We start from the raw sequence: 14746 nt of genomic DNA, 5'->3' as shown, positions 1-14746 counted from the left end.
CCATTGGGGCAAGAGCAGATTGTCTCTCAAGCGGTCGACACCCGGTTGCATACGTGGACCGATGACAAACTGTACGCCTCGAGGGCGCCAATAGTAAAGGGAATTTGGTCGTCCGCTAACGTACCGACATAAGAGAAGCCCGCCTGAGCGGGGTGGTCTGATCCAGAGGATCGCGCGGCGTTCCTAAGGGCAAGGCAGGGGCAAAACAATCAGCCTGCCAAACGATCCCAAACAATAAACAGCCTAGCTCGATCGAATGTTCTGCCACCCTGGCTGGTTTCTCGTCGCAATCGATCTGCTGAAGTCAATCCAAGACCATGAACCCGAACGGAAGAACCGCGACGATATCGCCGCTTTCATCGACGATTTCGAAGCGCTGTGCCGCCATCTGCTCACCGCCCATTACCAAATCCGCAATCATCTCGCGGGCCGCGTTGCGGGCCTCTTCCTGAACGGCCGAAACGGTCGGCAAGTCGATACCTTCGTCGTCTTCGACCAATTGATCCCCGTTACGAATATGAAAATAGTACCTCGCCATCGACGGACAGTCTCTGTTATGCGATCAGAGAACAATTAAGGCTTCGCATTGTTCCTGTCGCTGGCGTGCCCTTAGCCATCAGCGGAGGGCGTCCAGCACCGCCGCCAAACTGCCGATGACGCCGGCAATCGCTCCGAGCATAGCGAGCGCCATCACCGGCCATATCCACCAGTCAGGCCTGCTAGGCTCTCCGTGATCTTCCGGTCTCATTCGCTGCACCAGTCATTTCGCTTTCCTGGCCGCCACTCTCGAGCGAAGCCTTCCCGCAACAGCGTCTGGCCGATCTCCTGGCCGTTCGTCCGATAGATATTCACGAGCGGTCGATGTGACGGCGTTTTGTCGATCGCGCCGCTCCATTCGATCCGCAATCCCTTTTCAGCCAAAAGCTCTTTCAGCCTTCCCTTGGCGATCAACGCCAGCTTCCGTTCCTTGATGCACTTCGCGTGCGATCCGATCTCCGGCGTATCAATACCCGAGACGAACGGAACACCTTCCCCCAGCAGCCGCATATTTTGACCGCTCGGCAGGCACTTGACCGTGTCGCCGTCGACCGCCGTTAACGAGGCGCAGACGAGTAACCCCGTTATCATGTGAAGCTCAATGAAGCTTCTTCGGCGCGTCTTCGATCATTTCGAGGATCTGCACCATCCCGAGAACGGCGTTCGGTCTTAGATGCGACAGGATCAAGCCTGACTTTTCGGCCGGCTCTCCCGTGCGACGATCGATGATGGTCCAGCTGCCATCGGCTTCCTGCATGGTGGAAAACCTATTCTGCTTCACGCTTCGCCTCCCTAGTGAATGGCAATATCAAACATGGAAGGCCGCCTGGGTCTAGTCGCACCGTTCACCTACCCCGCGGTTCAGATCAGTGTCGGTTCGGGATCGGGATCGATCTCTTCGATGATATAGGGTCTGTCGTTCTTCGGCGATCCGACCTTCCTGTCGATCGGCCACATCGTCATCAGTTCGGACGGGAACGGCTTCATCAGGTCGTTGGGATCCGGCTCTGGAGAGAGCCAGCGGTCATAGTCTTCGTGATGCAAAATGACTGGCATGCGGTCGTGGATCGCGGCCATCATATCGTTCGCCGAGCAGGTGATGATGGCGAACGTGCGAATTTCAATGCCCGCCTGATCTCGGAAAGTCTCCCAGACGCCGGCAAGCGCAAAGGGCTTTCCCGACTTCATGGCAACGGCATAAGGCTGCTTGTTCTTGCCGGTGCCGAAGATGTCTTTCCATTCGAAGAAGCCGTCGATCGGTACCAGGCAGCGCCGCGAGCGATAGGCGGACTTGAACATGCCGTTGGTGGCAATGCCTTCACAGCGCGCGTTGATTGGTGGCGGCCTTCCGCCTGGCTTCATCCAGCCCGGCATCAATCCCCATCGGGCGCTGACAAAGATGGTGCCCATGGTCACCGGCTCGCGCACCAGGTCTTTGATGATGATCGGATAATCCAGGGAAGGGGCGCCATTATAGCGAGGCAACTGGTTTGAGAGGCTTAACGCACCCTTGCGATCAGCAAACGCAAAGGCATCCATCATGCTTTCGAGATTGGTCTTGATGAATATGCGTCCGCACATTTTGAGCTCGCTCCCCCTGATTTCGAGAGCGTAACTAAACATGCCCATTCGATGTTCCGCAATGAGGACAGCGTTTAACGATCATACTTCGGCGACCAGCCCCGAACCATACCGCGGCTGATCGCGCTTTCCGTCAAGGCGAGTTGAAGCCTCAGATGACGGATGTCGGCCAACAGCGTTGCTATCGTTGCCTTGGCGTCATCGTCGTGAAAGGCGAGGGCAGCTTCGACCTCGTAGTCAATGTCTTCTTTGGTGGCTGGCTGCATCAGAGAACGAGCCCTTCAGCCCTGGCAGTATCCAGGACCAATTGGATCGCGGTGTCGGGATCGTTGGCACAAGCAAACCACGCAGGTTTACCCGAGATGTCGTCTCCGTTGATGATCGATCTGAAGGCGCCACAAGCCAGCCCGCGATTGCAATCAATGGCAACCTCCAACTGACCCATGGGCGCCCCGGATCCCATATCATAGGCGCCGGCTACGAAGAGGTGCACCTGCTCGATAGCCGCGCCGGCCTTCAGTGCAGCAAGCAGCCGGGGGTGCGCGTCGGTGACGGTGACTTCGTAAGGCGGGGTCCAATAGGTGCCTTGCGCCAATTCTTCTTCATTCGGCTGCCGGGGCATAACCGTCCTCCATTCCCAAAACTGTTTAGCTATCGGGCCGCGGCGCCGTATGTTCTTATTATGTTCTCATCAGGAAGAGAGTCAAGACATCTTCTTGAGCAGCTCGATAAGGACGCCAGTCTCGTCGTTGGCGGCAAGCGCCAGCATGTAATTGTCCGCCAGTTCTCCTATTGCCGCGATTGCCTCACGCTCGTGCCAGCCTGCGGCAACTGCAGCGGAGATCAAATCGCGGACTGCGAACTGCAGGGCATCCTGGCAGCGGATATGCCTGTCGGGGTCGTCGTCCGTAACGAACGGCTTCGCGATGTCGCTCATATCGATGATGTCTGATTCCTAATGTTTGGCAAGGAATTCCTGATAAACTGCCGTATGGACAAGTCACCGAAATCCAAGCCTCTCCTCAGCGACGCCGACGCCCCGGTTCGATCCCGGCCGCGCAAGCGCCGCGATCCGACACAGCCGAACCTTCCCCTTGATCCGATGCCGGAGCGCATCGAGCCATGCCTTGCGCTGCTGAAGCCAAAGGTGCCGAAGGGACCGGATTGGGTCTATGAAATCAAATGGGACGGCTACCGCCTGGCCGTGCACATCGATCCCCAGCGCGTTCGCATCCTTACGCGAGGCGGGCATGACTGGACACGCCGCTTCCCCGAGATCGAGGAGGCGGCAAAGCGGCTCGGCGTGGCGACGGCAATCCTTGATGGCGAGGCGATCGTCTTGGATGACGAGGGCCGTCCAAACTTCGGGATGCTGCAGAATTCACTCGGTGGCCGAGGAGGCAAGCGAACCTCGCATGAAGCGATGCTCATGGCCTTTGATCTGCTGTACTTTGACGGCCACGATCTGACCGGCATGGACCTCATGGCGCGGCGGCATCTACTTGAGGGTTTGGTTCCTGCCAGCGGTGAGGATTTCATCCGGCTCTCACAAGAGATCGAAGCGGATGGCGACGACTTGCTTGCCGCGGTTGCCGAGCTCGGCCTTGAAGGCATCATTGCCAAGAACCGGCACAGCACTTATCACTCCGGCCGGCTGGGTGATTGGGTCAAGGTGAAGTGCATCCGGAGCGACAGCTTCGTCATCATCGGCTATGAGCGCTCGTCGGTGGCCTTCGGGGGTATCGGGCGCCTGCTGCTGGCGGCAAGAAAGGGAAAGCAGCTCGTCTATGTCGGTGGGGTAGGGACCGGCTTCAATGAACGGACGGCAACTGCTCTTCGGGAGCAGATGGACAAGATCATTACCAGCAAGCCGGCCATCGACACCGGCAGGAAGAACGCAATCTTCGTGAAGCCGATCCTCATTGCCGAGATCGAGTATCGCAGCTGGACGCATGAGGGAATGCTTCGCCACGCGTCCTACAAGGGGCTGCGAGAGGAGCAGGACGAGGCGGCGGTTTATGAGATGAGTGAGGAATTGTGAGGAACAGGTTCTTCGCGCCGAAGTTCGGCGAGGGGAGGTTCCCATGGTCGGCGGCAGTTTGACAGAAGGACCGAAGGCTATTGCCGTGCAGCAGGCAGATCTCTCCTGGTCAGTTCTCGACAAGGAAACGGACCTACCTATAGAGGCATCCGAACACAAACTCACCGGTTTGTCCCGTACCGAGGCCGAGGACATAGCTGCGCAGCTTAACGCTGCATACATCGACCACATCTCCGATACCAGTCTGGAACAATGAAAGAGCAACGTAGTTGGGTGGATCTAACCAAAAGCTAAATGGAAGGATTACCCAATGCTTTTGAAACTCATCACGGTCTCGGCACTTACAATCGGTCTTGCAACGTCGGCCATGGCTCAGGCCAGCGGCGGCTCGGGCGGGACGGGCGGTTCCGGTAGCACTGGTGATTCTGGTACCACGAGCGGTTCCGACGCCACCGGCGGTTCGGGCGCTTCAGGCGCGAACAACTCAGCTACCAGCACATCCAACACTGAAAAGGACTCCACCGGGAAGAAAGACTCTTCGGACTGCGTTCAGGGCAAAACAGCAACCAACAATGCGACGAAGACCGCCCCTGGAGTAGCCGCGGATGCCGCTGGCAACTGCCAATAACATCTAGCAGACCGTCAAGGAGAACCCCCGCAGTCGCTCTGCGGGGCTTTTCCGTCCTTTTAGACGGCGGCCGAATCGCGCCTGGACGCATGACGGGATGCTGCGGCACGCCTCATATAAGGGGCTGCGCGAGGAGCAGGATCAGGCGGCGGTTTATGAGCCGATGTAGAAGTCAATGACCTTATATGCCGCTCGGCTGGTCTGCGCCGTTTGGAACGGCTGTTGGACGAGGCGGGAAGGGATCGAAGGCCTGCGAATTCGCGAACGGCGAGATTGGAACTGCCCGTTTCCCCTCAAATACCTCGATGAGCAGCGATTGCAGCTTTCGTGAGGTGGCGGCGTCATTCGCCCAACCCTCGGGAGAATATGCTAAGCTCTCGATCTCCTTCTTGTCCTGGGAGCTGCCAAGCGCCTTGGCTATTGCGTATACGAGTTCGATAAAGGCGTCGTCACGCTCTTTCCAGAGGGACTCATCCGCGACACCAGGGATAACGCGCCGTGACAGCAAGCGAATGTAAGCCTTGTACGCAGCCAATACCGCGTCTTCATCGCTAAAATACACTTGGATGAGGTTGAGGGATGAGACGTGTTCAGGATCAAGCTGAAAGCGCCGCGTCTTCATCAAGGCCGCAAAAATGTCTGCCTTTTGTCTCGTCTTCTGAACTCGCTCCTCTTCGTTCCGTGCAACTTTGACCGCGCGGATAGGTCCTACATATACCGCGATGCCCGTCACTACTAGAATTAGAATGTTAATCCAGTCTTTTGCTTGAAAAGCCAAAAATTGGGATCGCTCATCTCAGTTCACGAACCTTCACTAAGCGTACGTTTACCTCGCCCATCGGTGTTTTCAGCGACATGTATGGCTCGGTTTCGAAATTATCGGGAAAATCGACTGCGACGGAGTAGTGAAATCCTTGCGGAGGGGCTGTGTAGCCTTGAACAATCGTAACGCCGGGTGGCACCTTGACCAAAACCTCGCCCCGAATTCGGGTCCCCTCATGTTTCAGGTCTCCATCAAATGTCACGCCCGCCATATCGGCGCCCGTAATCTCTTGCTCGGTAATAACGAACATGGCGATGCCGTTGCCGGCGCTGCCTGAGAAATATCCTGCGTAAAAACCACTTATTGCCATCACAAAGTACCTCATTACAAAGAGATTCTGCACCTACTGCGTGCGCCTTGGAAGATGGGTGTGCTGGTTATCCCGGCAAAAATAAAGCAATGAAAAAAGGCCGGCACCTCTCTCGGTGCCGACCCTCCTCAATCCGTCTCAGAGACAACTGCCAGTACATCCGTGGTCAGCCGCAAGAAACACGATGGGTTGAGTTTAGCTCATGTTGGCGAAGCGTCAAGTAAGGCTCATGGGGCCAATCTCCACCATTTTTCAATCCGCTTGACCTCTGCCTTTCCCTCTTCCGTAAGCACCCACCGATCCTTGCCCCGTGCATCTTTGCCGGCCGATCGCACTGCGCCTTTCTTACGTAGAAATTCCATAAATGTCGGACCAGCCCAGGGAATGTCATCACAGGTATCGCACTCTGGGTGCTCATGCATATAGACGATGATGCGCGTCAATTTTTGATCGAGGCCCATTTGCGGCCGATATTTCTCGCGCCGTTTTTCCTTCTTGAGCTTCCATTCTTCGTAGTTGCTCAATGTTCGTTCTGGTTCCGGAGAAATGGCGGGCGTTGCTGCTGCCACGGCAAGGCCTCCCATCAAGTTAATGTGGATATCAATCGCATGCCGGTCCCACTTGCGCGTGCCCGGAAGGGCAGGCGGCATCTTGCCCTGTGCGACCCACATGCTGAACGTGGATTCGCCGATGCCGCAGTAAGCGGCGGCTTCCTTGCGACCCACGAGGCGAGGGGTGATTGAAGCCCTCATTTCGCAGCAACCCGCCGTGCAGCAATCTTCGCTTCGATCCAATCGGTAACTTCAGCCTTCACAAAGGCCACTCGTCCATTGCCGATCTCGACATGCTGAGGAAACCGTCCGCTCTCGCGGTACTTGTTGATCATCGTGCGCGACATCGATGTCATCTTTGCTGCGGCATTTATCGAAATCAGAATGTCAATTGCACCATCGGTCTTTTTGGACTTTCGCCGCGCGCAAGCGTCCATTCCCGCCATGAAGGCTGTTTGCACGTCCTCGCGGCGCCAGCCGGTTTCGGGATCGAGGGACTGGGCGTTGCGAGCGTAGGCTAGGGCGGCTGATTGGGGATCGAATTTTGACATTGCCCACCGCGACGTTGAAGATATTGCCGCCGGCACGAATGCCGGGAGCGGTTCAAGTCCTCTTCGGTGGTAGCGGGCAGGAAAGCCGTCGCGGATTGGTGGGCCGCGGTTAGAAGCTATTGTCGCAAAATGGCGCGGTCAAGAGTTTGTTGTCGGTTCAGGATCCACCGGACTTTCCGTATTAACCGGCGTCAGATGCACATCACCAATCGCCTGATACAGGTTATAAAGCGCGGTTTGCGCATCAGCGGCCAGCCGATACCAGTCAGCATGCGCCAGTACGGCAGGATGGGCACACAGGTGTCGATCGACTGAATCTAAGAACACCGCCGCCATTTGAAGCGCCTCATGGCACCCAAAGGAACCTGGCGCGAAGCGGTCCCTGAGTTCATCGATCGTTAGCTCGCGATCGTCGGCGGCTTCAGCAAGTTGATGTAGGCGATGTTGCTCAAGTTCTTCCGGAGAAAAGTTCACAGCGGGCTGGAAGGTGGATTCGTTCATCGAGGTTGTCCTTTTCGGCTGGAGCGAGGAGACTGATTAGGGATTTGGGGCGATCAAGAATCAATCGCCCTCGGTTCGCCCGCAATAGCCTCTGTCCATATTTCCCGCGCACGACTTTCAAGCTGCTCTTCTTCGTGCACCCCTTCCTTCCAGAGACCCAGCAAGAGCGTGGCGATCTGCACAACGGCTCTTCGATCTCGCTCGACTCCATTCTCGCGACAGAGCGTCTTGAGAATGCGATTTACAACAGAAAAATCCGCAATACGCGGCTGCTCCATTTCAATCACCAACGCTAGCGGTCAATCCTGCCGATCGCGGAGCCGAACCCCAGGACCTTGGCCGTTCTGGTCGATGAAGATGATGCCGGCTGATTCGAGGGCAGACTTGAGCTTAGCGCGAGTGACCTGATTCAGTCCGCCACGTTCGTTTTCAAAGCGAGTGATGGTTGCGGTCGTCACTCCCGCCATCGTGGCGAGCTCACGAACGCCTATTTTCAGTGCGGCGCGGGCCATCCTCAGTTGTGCGTAATCCATAGTTGGTACCCTGTGACAAATAGTTAGTACGAGGTGTTGACTTTGGATTTGGCACCCTGTATCACATACCTATTACAGGGTAACAAGTCAACGAGGAGACTGAAGATGCCAGCAGAGATGAACGCAATTCCGAGAATTCAACTGCCGAGAAGCTTGATAGGCAGACAAAGCTTCCAATTCGCGAGCGGCCAAACGGTCGATTTCTACGGCCATTCCGCCGTCATCATCAATCGCCATTTTACCGCCGCGGGGCGCGAGCTTTACGACATCTCTATCGATTGCGCCGAGCGGCCGCATCGAATTGTCAGAGGCGAGTATCTGGCGCCCCTAACTCCAAACCATCGAGCCGCTGCCCTCGACCTCATGGCAGCCTGAGTTTCTAGGCGCGACCTTCGCGCCGGCCCGCCGCCGTGATCCGCATCCAGTGGCGGGCCATTTTTTATACCATAGGAAGGCGCGATCACCACCGGCACCCGCACTCGCCGCGCGCCTTCCGGTTGGTCTCACTTTCAAGCAGAAGCAGCCTAGACGTCCTTCTCTGCAGCGGGTAGGGCCGCTAGGGGATGGGCCATCTTTGGCGGGGGTGTCTTCGCCTCGGCGATCATCTTATCCAGCCACTTCTGGTTATACGTGTAGTCCTTATGCGTTTGATGATAAATGCAATATCCACGGTCGGTTTTGTCTTTATTCGTTGCATTGTTCACCGGACGAACTTTGTGCTTTTGCCAAGCCCTGGTGTGATCAGACATAGTGAAGACCTTGCCCGCCTTCTTCACGGCGATAACAACGTCTCCAGGTTTGAACGGGTACAACTCATCAGCAATTTTGAACTTCTGAAGAACGTTGTGGATCGTCTTCCCCTCTTCAGATTCCGGGTGCACAAAGTGGATGTGTGCCTGCCCCTTTGAAGCGCTATCGAAGGTGTAAACGACTTTAAACTGATACTCGATGTCGTTCAGCTCGTCGTCTGTTTTTCCAGCGGAAAGAGCAGCATCGAGGGCCTTGATGTTCTCAGGTACATCGTATTGATGAAGCTGGGCCACCTGTTCAATGGCCATTTTCCCAAACTGAAGGGCGATGGAGAGGTTGTGCCGCAAGCTCACTCGGTCGCCGTGAAAATCAACGAGCGCTTTATCGAAGTTAAGGCAGCACGCTTGAAAGAGCGTCAGCCAGGTACCGTCACTGCGGCCGAATAGTTTATGTTCGACTTCATCCCGGATGAGTTTTAATGCTTCGAGATTTTGCTTTACACCTTTGCTGAGCGGACAGTCTTTGCGGGACAACATGTAGCTCAACGCGAACGTCGTGCCATCAGGACCTACAATCGAAATCCCTTTCAATCTCTCGTAGTAGTCGTGCATGAGGTAAGTCCAGGCGATATTTCCCAGAACTGCAAACACTTCTGTTTTGAACCGGTAAGCGCCGTTATTGAAAAGCGTAACGGCCAAGATCATGGCCTCGCGAGCTCGCACCAATCGCTCGTGATAGTAAGGGTTCAAGCCTGTTACCGGATCGAAGCTCCGTTTTCGTCGCTGGTACGACGCGATCATTTCGTCAGAGGCAGGGAGTATGTGCGCTTGCTTAACGCCCGATATTCTTCCAAAGTTGATCGTTGCCCCACGCTCATAATTGACCAAGGCGTGGATGTCTTGATTTCTCCATCCTTTCATAAGAAGCGCCTTAATGATGCTCTTTTCCTCAGCCGTCAGGGCGGTCGCTTTCGGCACGTGTTCCTCCATCAGTTGCGATGGAGCTTGCAACTAGAAGGTTACTTTTTGATCAAGGTGTTCTGCTCTTTCTTGACGCCCGTCGCTCTCTAGACCCCGGCGGATATTTTCGTTTGTGCCGAGCTATTCCGCTGCATCAGCCCGAGCTTCATCAAATTCGGCGATGGCTTTTCGAACATGCGTTTCCGAATAGCCAAATTTGCTGGATAACCGCACAAGTGCATCCTCGTACTTCACACCGGCGTCTCTCATCCAATGAAACTGCTCGCCGATTTCGAGCCAATGCCGAGTCAGCGCCGGTTTTCGACCCCGCTTCCGCTTGGGCGGCCGGATCATCTCAGCGGCAAGACGCTGAACAACCTTGTCAGCCTTGCCTGTCAGCAGGATTTCGATGATGGCAGTTTTTGCATCCTCGGTCCGACCTTCGGCAAGCGCTGATTCAACCGGTAGAGCCTGCAGACTGAACCCTTCAGGCAGCTTCGCCATTCCCGCCTCCTATCGCCCGGTCAATATGATCGCCAATGAAGTCAGCGACGCGCCGCATGGGATCTGTATCCAAGTGAGCGTATCGTTGAGTCGTGGCCATATTCTTGTGTCCCAGCAGCTTGCCAATGATCGGCAAGCCCTGACCACCGCCCGCACCGATACTTGCGTAAGTGTGCCGCAGGTCATGGAGGCGGAGGTTGCTAAGCCCCGCGCGACGCGTGACGGCTTTCCAGGGGCGATCAAGATCAGACCGCGGCGCTTCGTCTTTCGTGCCGGCTTCAGCGCCAGCGATAACGTACTTCCCGATGCGTGGGAGATTGGCGAGGATAGCTTGAGACTGGGGTGAAAGGATCACGGGTTTTTTGCCTGTTTTTGAGTCCGGAAGAAACAGGATGCCGCGCTCTAAGTCGACGTCCGACCACATAAGTTTGAGGATCTCGCTTCGACGGCAGCCCGTGAACAGATAGAGCCTGATAGCCGCTATTGCGTGCTCCCCGTAGAGGGTGCGGCGGTTCTTCACCTTGGCGGCATGTTTGGCCTTCGACTTCGTTTCGTCGATCTCGTAGGGAAGGCCGATCGTTTCGGCTTCCGCGAGAGCCGCGGCGAGGGCGCCGATCTCTTCTGAGGTGAGAAACCGCTCAATTTGATTTTCCTTGAAGCGTTCTATTCGTTTGACCGGGTTGAAGCTGTCAGCCACGAGTTCCTGGTCTTGTGCCCACCCATAGATCGCGGAAAGTGTAGCGAGGGCACGATTGGCCATTGTGCGCCCACCATTGCCCTTCTTGGCCTTGCCGCGAATGATGTGTGCCTGCATTCGGCTGACATCCGATGGGGCGACAAGCCCAAATTTCATGGAACCGAGCACTGGCTTGATGTAGCGCTCGACTACCGACTTATACTCGTCATAGGTTTTTGGCTTGCGCTTTATCAGGACATGTTCTGCGAGCCATGTATCTGAGACTTCCGCAACAGTCTGACTCTTGCGTTCGTCGGACCTCGATGCCGCGGGATCGGAACCGAGTGTGACGCGGGCGAGGGTGCGTGACGCCTCTTCGCGGGCAGCCTCAGGCGAGTGTGTCGCCAGCGTGCCAATCTTGATGCGCTTCTTAGATACCCCGCGCCCGCCAGCACCTGGCCGGTATTCAATGATCCATGACTTTGCCCCTGTCGGCATGACCTTTAGGCCGAAGCCCTTTAGCGTGGCGTCATAGTAGATGGTCGGTTTGTCGCTTGGGAGAATGTCTGCGAGAGTTTTCCGGCTGATCTTGATTGTTGGCAAGTTATCCCCACTTCCAGTTACCACGGAGTCGCCACCGAGTCGCCACCGATCATGGAAACACGGTGAAACATCATGGCATCTACATCTTGCATATAAGGGTAAAAGCGGTGAAAAACAATGGGATATGAAACACGGTGAAATCTGGTAAAACCCAACAAGCCTGACTTTTAATCAGTAGGTCATGGGTTCGAATCCCATCGCTCTCACCAATAAACCAACAGCTTGGCGAGTGGTCGTTTTGTTGGTGGTAAACGCCTGGCTGCACCATTCGTAAAATCCACCATGGCCATGGCCTGCCGGTTACAGTCATGGCTGGCGGTCCGCCCATCACACCATCATTCTGCCCTGGGGGTGTCTTATCAACCCGTGACCCGTAGGAGTGGCTTTCGGGTGGTCCGCGTGCGTTGTCCTTTGACGAGCCAGTCTTATCAAACATCTGCCATAGGTCCAAGCGAGATTGGTCTCCAATGTTCACAGGTGTTTCCTACAGGCCGGAGCTAGATGGCCTGCGCGCAATCAGCGTTATGGCCGTTGTTCTGTACCACGCTGGTGTGGGTGGATTTGCGGGCGGCTACGTTGGCGTCGACGCGTTTTTTGTCTTGTCAGGCTATTTCATGGCAACCATGATCCTGCGGGACCTCTCGCAGGGGACCTTTTCGATCGTCGACTTCTATGTCCGGCGGATGAGGCGAATTTTGCCTGCTCTGTTCGTCATGGTGGCGGTAATCTCCGCGCTGGCGTTCTGGCTCTTCATGCCAGAGGAACTGACTTACTATGCGCGTAGCGCACGGGCGACGGCGCTCTTCTATTCCAATATCCAGTTCGAACGAGAGAGTGGCTATTTCGACTTGGCAGCGAAGACAAAGCCTCTCTTACACACCTGGTCGCTCTCTGTAGAGGAGCAATTCTACCTCATCTTGCCCCTCGGGCTGACGCTTCTTTTTCGGATCAGGAAAGGCTTGATACTTCCGGCCTTGGTCCTTGCTCTGACAGCGTCTCTCGTCTGGAGCCAACTGGAGGTTCAGGTCGATCAGACAAAAGCATTCTACCTTTTGCCATTCCGTTTTTGGGAGTTGATCCTCGGCTCATTGATCGCGGTATACAAGCCCGCCCTGAACCCCGCTGCCGCTGAGGTGATGCCATGTCTTGGCATTGCTGGCCTGCTTTTCTCCGCGGTGGTCTACTCTGAAACGACGGCCTTTCCCGGGCTCACCGCCCTGGTTCCTTGCCTGTCGGCGGCGGCGATCGTCGCTTTCGGTCATCAATCGAAGATGGCAAAAGCATTGCTTGGCAACGCGCCGATGGCGTTCATCGGCGGGATATCCTATTCCATTTATCTTTGGCATTGGCCAATTATCATCTTCCTTCCGTACTTCTACGAACCGGCATCCACGGGAACGGCCGTCGGACTGGTCATCGTCCTTTCGCTCCTGTTCGGCTTAGTGTCTTGGCGTTTCGTAGAGCTGCCGTTCAGATTTGGTTCGCTTGCGGTCAAGAAGCCCAAATATGCTTTTGTCATTCTGACGGCCGTTGTGGCATTTTTTGTTTCAGTCAACGCTTTCATCATCAGCAAAGACGGCCTTCCTCAGCGTCTAAAGGGAGAAGCCTCGCGGCTGTACGCAGCCAAGCACGACGGCAGCCGGTTTCTCGAGCCCGGCTGTTTCGCCGATCCCGATGGGCGAGGACTTCTGACGGCGGATGTGCGAAGTGGAAAAATTTGCAGAATGGGAGCACCGACAGCTCGTCCAGAATTCATCCTTTGGGGAGACTCCCATGCTGCGGCGATCGCCCCCGGATTGGACGTCGCAGCTAGCAGAGCAGGTATCAGTGGCGTCTTTGTGGGAAGCGCCGGATGCCCGCCCTTCGCTTCAGGCGGCCTCATAAGACCCGATAGGGTCGGCCGCTGTGACGGGTTTAACAAAGCTGTGCAGGCGTTTGTACAGGAAAGCGGGATAGGTCACGTTTTACTGGCCGCTTATTGGAGAAAGTACCTTCCCAAGTCGGATTTGCCGAACCAGGGTGTCCAATCTGGGCTGCCAGCGACTTCAGCCTCCAACGAGTCTGCCGAGCCAGTAAAGGCGCGCCTGCTCGATCGCATCAGGGAACTGCAAGCAATTGGCGCTGAGGTGTCGCTAATCATGGATGTGCCAGAGATGGGATATGCGGCGCCGGAACACCTTGCGCGTCTTTCCATGCTCGGAAAAACCCCGCAGCTGGAGATACCTCGGGGGTCCGTTGATGGGCGACAGGCTGTAGCGCGGCGCCTACTTGATGAGGTTGCCAAAGAATTGGACGTCAACGTCATAGATCCTTTGCCATCTCTTTGTGACGACCATTCATGCAATGCGACAGCCGGTGGTATCGTCCGGTACAAGGATGGCGATCATCTTTCTGCATCTGGCGCGAAATCAATCTCTTTCGTCTTCGACACGGTCTTGGCAGGCATGCGCGACCGCATTGCAGCTCATTGACCGCGACCGTGTGGCGCATTCTAAGCATATCCGCAATGTCGACAGCCTCCTTATAGAAAGACGTGAATGGAGACGTATCCTAATTACGTGCAGGGGTCTGGGCATCCGGCATGGCTTCGTGCCGGACGATTTATAGACGCTAAAAGCAAAGGCCGCCGTTTCCGGCGGCCTTTGCTTTTGGGTAGCTGTTGAACTGCGGGCATGCGAGCCCGGAACTCCCATGACGGCTCCCGTTCACATCAACGCCACCTTGGCTCCCGCTTCACGTTGTGCAGCAGCTCGCAGGCCGTTGCAAATGGACCGAACAGCTTGAGCAGGCGAGCCTCTTCCGTTTCGCAGATACCTTGCCGCTTGGCGAATTCCTCCACGCACAAAACGCTCGTGGCTCCAGTGCTCGCGTTGTTCGGCTCAACTCGCTGCATATGCTACTCCTCCTCACGTTGATGGCGAGACCCTACTAAAGACTAATTTAGAAAGAAATAAAATAATACATGAAGGTATGAGAGCGTACGGTACCGGACAGAGCCCAAATCGCACTTCTCAAATAGAATGCCGCGAGTCCCGCGGCCGGATCAGGATTGGCGGGGAGTTGACTGCCGCCAGCTGACGGTCGAGTTTGCTGCGCTAAGCTCCAACATCACCGGACTGCCTTGACAGTCCTACACCCCACGGCAAGCCTACGGGAAATACGAGGAAAGGCGTCGTTGTATCTATCGCAGCTCAGACA

The 14746-nt window shown here is 55.9% G+C and carries 23 protein-coding genes; 4 read left to right on the top strand and 19 right to left on the bottom strand.

Translation table 11 applies throughout. The annotated features are described in order from the left end of the window. Nucleotides 1-304: 304 nt before the first annotated feature. The 8 genes from ACPYOI_RS30440 to ACPYOI_RS30405 form a co-directional block, all read right to left on the bottom strand. Complete coding sequence (locus ACPYOI_RS30440; protein WP_481423792.1) at nt 305-538, bottom strand: DUF6894 family protein; 234 nt, start codon at nt 536-538, stop codon at nt 305-307. 78 nt (nt 539-616) lie between these two features. Further along, a complete protein-coding gene (locus ACPYOI_RS30435; RefSeq protein ID WP_481423791.1) occupies nt 617-748 on the bottom strand; it encodes a hypothetical protein in 132 nt (43 codons plus the stop codon). Continuing rightward, the gene (locus ACPYOI_RS30430) at nt 745-1128 is read right to left on the bottom strand and encodes a thermonuclease family protein (RefSeq protein WP_481423790.1); all 384 of its coding nucleotides are present in this window, start codon (nt 1126-1128) and stop codon (nt 745-747) included. Before ACPYOI_RS30430 ends, ACPYOI_RS30435 begins: the two co-directional genes overlap by 4 nt. 7 nt (nt 1129-1135) lie before the next feature. Beyond that, entirely contained in the window at nt 1136-1318 is a 183-nt protein-coding gene (locus ACPYOI_RS30425) for a hypothetical protein (RefSeq protein ID WP_481423789.1), read from the bottom strand. Between the two features lie 80 nt (nt 1319-1398). Next, the gene (locus tag ACPYOI_RS30420; RefSeq protein WP_481423788.1) at nt 1399-2118 is read right to left on the bottom strand and encodes an SOS response-associated peptidase; all 720 of its coding nucleotides are present in this window, start codon (nt 2116-2118) and stop codon (nt 1399-1401) included. A 74-nt stretch (nt 2119-2192) separates the two neighbouring features. Next, entirely contained in the window at nt 2193-2384 is a 192-nt protein-coding gene (locus tag ACPYOI_RS30415) for a hypothetical protein (RefSeq protein WP_481423787.1), read from the bottom strand. Beyond that, on the bottom strand, nt 2384-2740 hold the full coding sequence (locus ACPYOI_RS30410; RefSeq protein WP_481423786.1) for a hypothetical protein: 357 nt from the start codon (nt 2738-2740) through the stop codon (nt 2384-2386). The genes ACPYOI_RS30415 and ACPYOI_RS30410 overlap by 1 nt, the downstream gene beginning before the upstream one ends. Before the next feature lie 81 nt (nt 2741-2821). Continuing rightward, nucleotides 2822-3055, bottom strand: a complete 234-nt coding sequence (locus tag ACPYOI_RS30405) for a hypothetical protein (RefSeq protein ID WP_481423785.1) — start codon at nt 3053-3055, stop codon at nt 2822-2824. Between the two features lie 54 nt (nt 3056-3109). Between ACPYOI_RS30405 and ligD the strand changes: the two genes are divergently transcribed. Genes ligD through ACPYOI_RS30390 form a run of 3 tightly spaced genes read left to right on the top strand, consistent with a single transcriptional unit; the run spans nt 3110 to nt 4787 of the window. Next, nucleotides 3110-4159 carry a non-homologous end-joining DNA ligase gene (ligD, locus tag ACPYOI_RS30400; RefSeq protein ID WP_481423784.1) on the top strand — a complete coding sequence of 350 codons (1050 nt, stop codon included), beginning with the start codon at nt 3110-3112 and terminating at the stop codon, nt 4157-4159. A 43-nt stretch (nt 4160-4202) separates the two neighbouring features. Continuing rightward, complete coding sequence (locus ACPYOI_RS30395; protein ID WP_481423783.1) at nt 4203-4415, top strand: hypothetical protein; 213 nt, start codon at nt 4203-4205, stop codon at nt 4413-4415. 54 nt (nt 4416-4469) lie between these two features. After that, nucleotides 4470-4787 (top strand): oxidoreductase, encoded by a 318-nt coding sequence (locus ACPYOI_RS30390; protein ID WP_481423782.1) that lies wholly within the window; start codon nt 4470-4472, stop codon nt 4785-4787. 181 nt (nt 4788-4968) lie between these two features. Here the strand turns inward: ACPYOI_RS30390 and ACPYOI_RS30385 are convergent, their stop codons facing one another. The 10 genes from ACPYOI_RS30385 to ACPYOI_RS30340 all read right to left on the bottom strand — a co-directional run bounded on the left by ACPYOI_RS30385 (nt 4969) and on the right by ACPYOI_RS30340 (nt 11548). Continuing rightward, on the bottom strand, nt 4969-5565 hold the full coding sequence (locus tag ACPYOI_RS30385) for a DUF6680 family protein (protein ID WP_481423781.1): 597 nt from the start codon (nt 5563-5565) through the stop codon (nt 4969-4971). 13 nt (nt 5566-5578) lie between these two features. Next, nucleotides 5579-5920 (bottom strand): hypothetical protein, encoded by a 342-nt coding sequence (locus ACPYOI_RS30380; protein WP_481423780.1) that lies wholly within the window; start codon nt 5918-5920, stop codon nt 5579-5581. A gap of 227 nt (nt 5921-6147) precedes the next feature. Further along, complete coding sequence (locus ACPYOI_RS30375) at nt 6148-6672, bottom strand: helix-turn-helix transcriptional regulator (protein WP_481423779.1); 525 nt, start codon at nt 6670-6672, stop codon at nt 6148-6150. After that, nucleotides 6669-7022: a helix-turn-helix transcriptional regulator gene (locus ACPYOI_RS30370; protein ID WP_481423778.1), complete on the bottom strand. Its 354-nt coding sequence runs from the start codon at nt 7020-7022 to the stop codon at nt 6669-6671. The genes ACPYOI_RS30375 and ACPYOI_RS30370 overlap by 4 nt, the downstream gene beginning before the upstream one ends. A 138-nt stretch (nt 7023-7160) precedes the next feature. Beyond that, nucleotides 7161-7523, bottom strand: coding sequence for a hypothetical protein (locus ACPYOI_RS30365; protein WP_481423777.1), 363 nt, complete (start codon nt 7521-7523; stop codon nt 7161-7163). 53 nt (nt 7524-7576) lie between these two features. Further along, nucleotides 7577-7810 (bottom strand): hypothetical protein, encoded by a 234-nt coding sequence (locus ACPYOI_RS30360; protein ID WP_481423793.1) that lies wholly within the window; start codon nt 7808-7810, stop codon nt 7577-7579. A gap of 12 nt (nt 7811-7822) precedes the next feature. Beyond that, nucleotides 7823-8056 carry a helix-turn-helix domain-containing protein gene (locus tag ACPYOI_RS30355; protein WP_481423776.1) on the bottom strand — a complete coding sequence of 78 codons (234 nt, stop codon included), beginning with the start codon at nt 8054-8056 and terminating at the stop codon, nt 7823-7825. Between the two features lie 524 nt (nt 8057-8580). Further along, nucleotides 8581-9783 (bottom strand): DUF3644 domain-containing protein, encoded by a 1203-nt coding sequence (locus ACPYOI_RS30350; RefSeq protein ID WP_481423775.1) that lies wholly within the window; start codon nt 9781-9783, stop codon nt 8581-8583. 123 nt (nt 9784-9906) lie between these two features. Further along, nucleotides 9907-10269, bottom strand: a complete 363-nt coding sequence (locus ACPYOI_RS30345) for a hypothetical protein (protein ID WP_481423774.1) — start codon at nt 10267-10269, stop codon at nt 9907-9909. Further along, nucleotides 10253-11548 (bottom strand): tyrosine-type recombinase/integrase, encoded by a 1296-nt coding sequence (locus ACPYOI_RS30340; protein ID WP_481423773.1) that lies wholly within the window; start codon nt 11546-11548, stop codon nt 10253-10255. The genes ACPYOI_RS30345 and ACPYOI_RS30340 overlap by 17 nt, the downstream gene beginning before the upstream one ends. A 467-nt stretch (nt 11549-12015) precedes the next feature. Here ACPYOI_RS30340 and ACPYOI_RS30335 point away from each other — a divergent pair, with 467 nt between their 5' ends. After that, nucleotides 12016-14019: an acyltransferase family protein gene (locus tag ACPYOI_RS30335; protein WP_481415194.1), complete on the top strand. Its 2004-nt coding sequence runs from the start codon at nt 12016-12018 to the stop codon at nt 14017-14019. A gap of 239 nt (nt 14020-14258) precedes the next feature. Here ACPYOI_RS30335 and ACPYOI_RS30330 read toward each other — a convergent pair whose 3' ends face one another. Next, nucleotides 14259-14441 (bottom strand): hypothetical protein, encoded by a 183-nt coding sequence (locus ACPYOI_RS30330; protein ID WP_481415195.1) that lies wholly within the window; start codon nt 14439-14441, stop codon nt 14259-14261. Nucleotides 14442-14746 lie beyond the last annotated feature (305 nt).

Source organism: Rhizobium sp. SVR5-2C, assembly GCF_056755115.1.
This window is presented reverse-complemented; position numbering and strand designations above follow the sequence as displayed.

What these genes read in the sequence shown, in the direction of transcription:
- ACPYOI_RS30435 (WP_481423791.1), bottom strand. Translation starts at nt 748, where the DNA reads ATGAGACCGGAAGATCACGGAGAGCCTAGCAGGCCTGACTGGTGGATA.
- ACPYOI_RS30370 (WP_481423778.1), bottom strand. Translation starts at nt 7,022, where the DNA reads ATGTCAAAATTCGATCCCCAATCAGCCGCCCTAGCCTACGCTCGCAAC.
- ACPYOI_RS30440 (WP_481423792.1), bottom strand. Translation starts at nt 538, where the DNA reads ATGGCGAGGTACTATTTTCATATTCGTAACGGGGATCAATTGGTCGAA.
- ACPYOI_RS30335 (WP_481415194.1), top strand. Translation starts at nt 12,016, where the DNA reads ATGTTCACAGGTGTTTCCTACAGGCCGGAGCTAGATGGCCTGCGCGCA.
- ACPYOI_RS30365 (WP_481423777.1), bottom strand. Translation starts at nt 7,523, where the DNA reads ATGAACGAATCCACCTTCCAGCCCGCTGTGAACTTTTCTCCGGAAGAA.
- ACPYOI_RS30390 (WP_481423782.1), top strand. Translation starts at nt 4,470, where the DNA reads ATGCTTTTGAAACTCATCACGGTCTCGGCACTTACAATCGGTCTTGCA.
- ACPYOI_RS30395 (WP_481423783.1), top strand. Translation starts at nt 4,203, where the DNA reads ATGGTCGGCGGCAGTTTGACAGAAGGACCGAAGGCTATTGCCGTGCAG.
- ACPYOI_RS30375 (WP_481423779.1), bottom strand. Translation starts at nt 6,672, where the DNA reads ATGAGGGCTTCAATCACCCCTCGCCTCGTGGGTCGCAAGGAAGCCGCC.
- ACPYOI_RS30405 (WP_481423785.1), bottom strand. Translation starts at nt 3,055, where the DNA reads ATGAGCGACATCGCGAAGCCGTTCGTTACGGACGACGACCCCGACAGG.
- ACPYOI_RS30330 (WP_481415195.1), bottom strand. Translation starts at nt 14,441, where the DNA reads ATGCAGCGAGTTGAGCCGAACAACGCGAGCACTGGAGCCACGAGCGTT.
- ACPYOI_RS30355 (WP_481423776.1), bottom strand. Translation starts at nt 8,056, where the DNA reads ATGGATTACGCACAACTGAGGATGGCCCGCGCCGCACTGAAAATAGGC.
- ACPYOI_RS30410 (WP_481423786.1), bottom strand. Translation starts at nt 2,740, where the DNA reads ATGCCCCGGCAGCCGAATGAAGAAGAATTGGCGCAAGGCACCTATTGG.
- ligD (WP_481423784.1), top strand. Translation starts at nt 3,110, where the DNA reads ATGGACAAGTCACCGAAATCCAAGCCTCTCCTCAGCGACGCCGACGCC.
- ACPYOI_RS30415 (WP_481423787.1), bottom strand. Translation starts at nt 2,384, where the DNA reads ATGCAGCCAGCCACCAAAGAAGACATTGACTACGAGGTCGAAGCTGCC.
- ACPYOI_RS30380 (WP_481423780.1), bottom strand. Translation starts at nt 5,920, where the DNA reads ATGGCAATAAGTGGTTTTTACGCAGGATATTTCTCAGGCAGCGCCGGC.
- ACPYOI_RS30345 (WP_481423774.1), bottom strand. Translation starts at nt 10,269, where the DNA reads ATGGCGAAGCTGCCTGAAGGGTTCAGTCTGCAGGCTCTACCGGTTGAA.
- ACPYOI_RS30430 (WP_481423790.1), bottom strand. Translation starts at nt 1,128, where the DNA reads ATGATAACGGGGTTACTCGTCTGCGCCTCGTTAACGGCGGTCGACGGC.
- ACPYOI_RS30420 (WP_481423788.1), bottom strand. Translation starts at nt 2,118, where the DNA reads ATGTGCGGACGCATATTCATCAAGACCAATCTCGAAAGCATGATGGAT.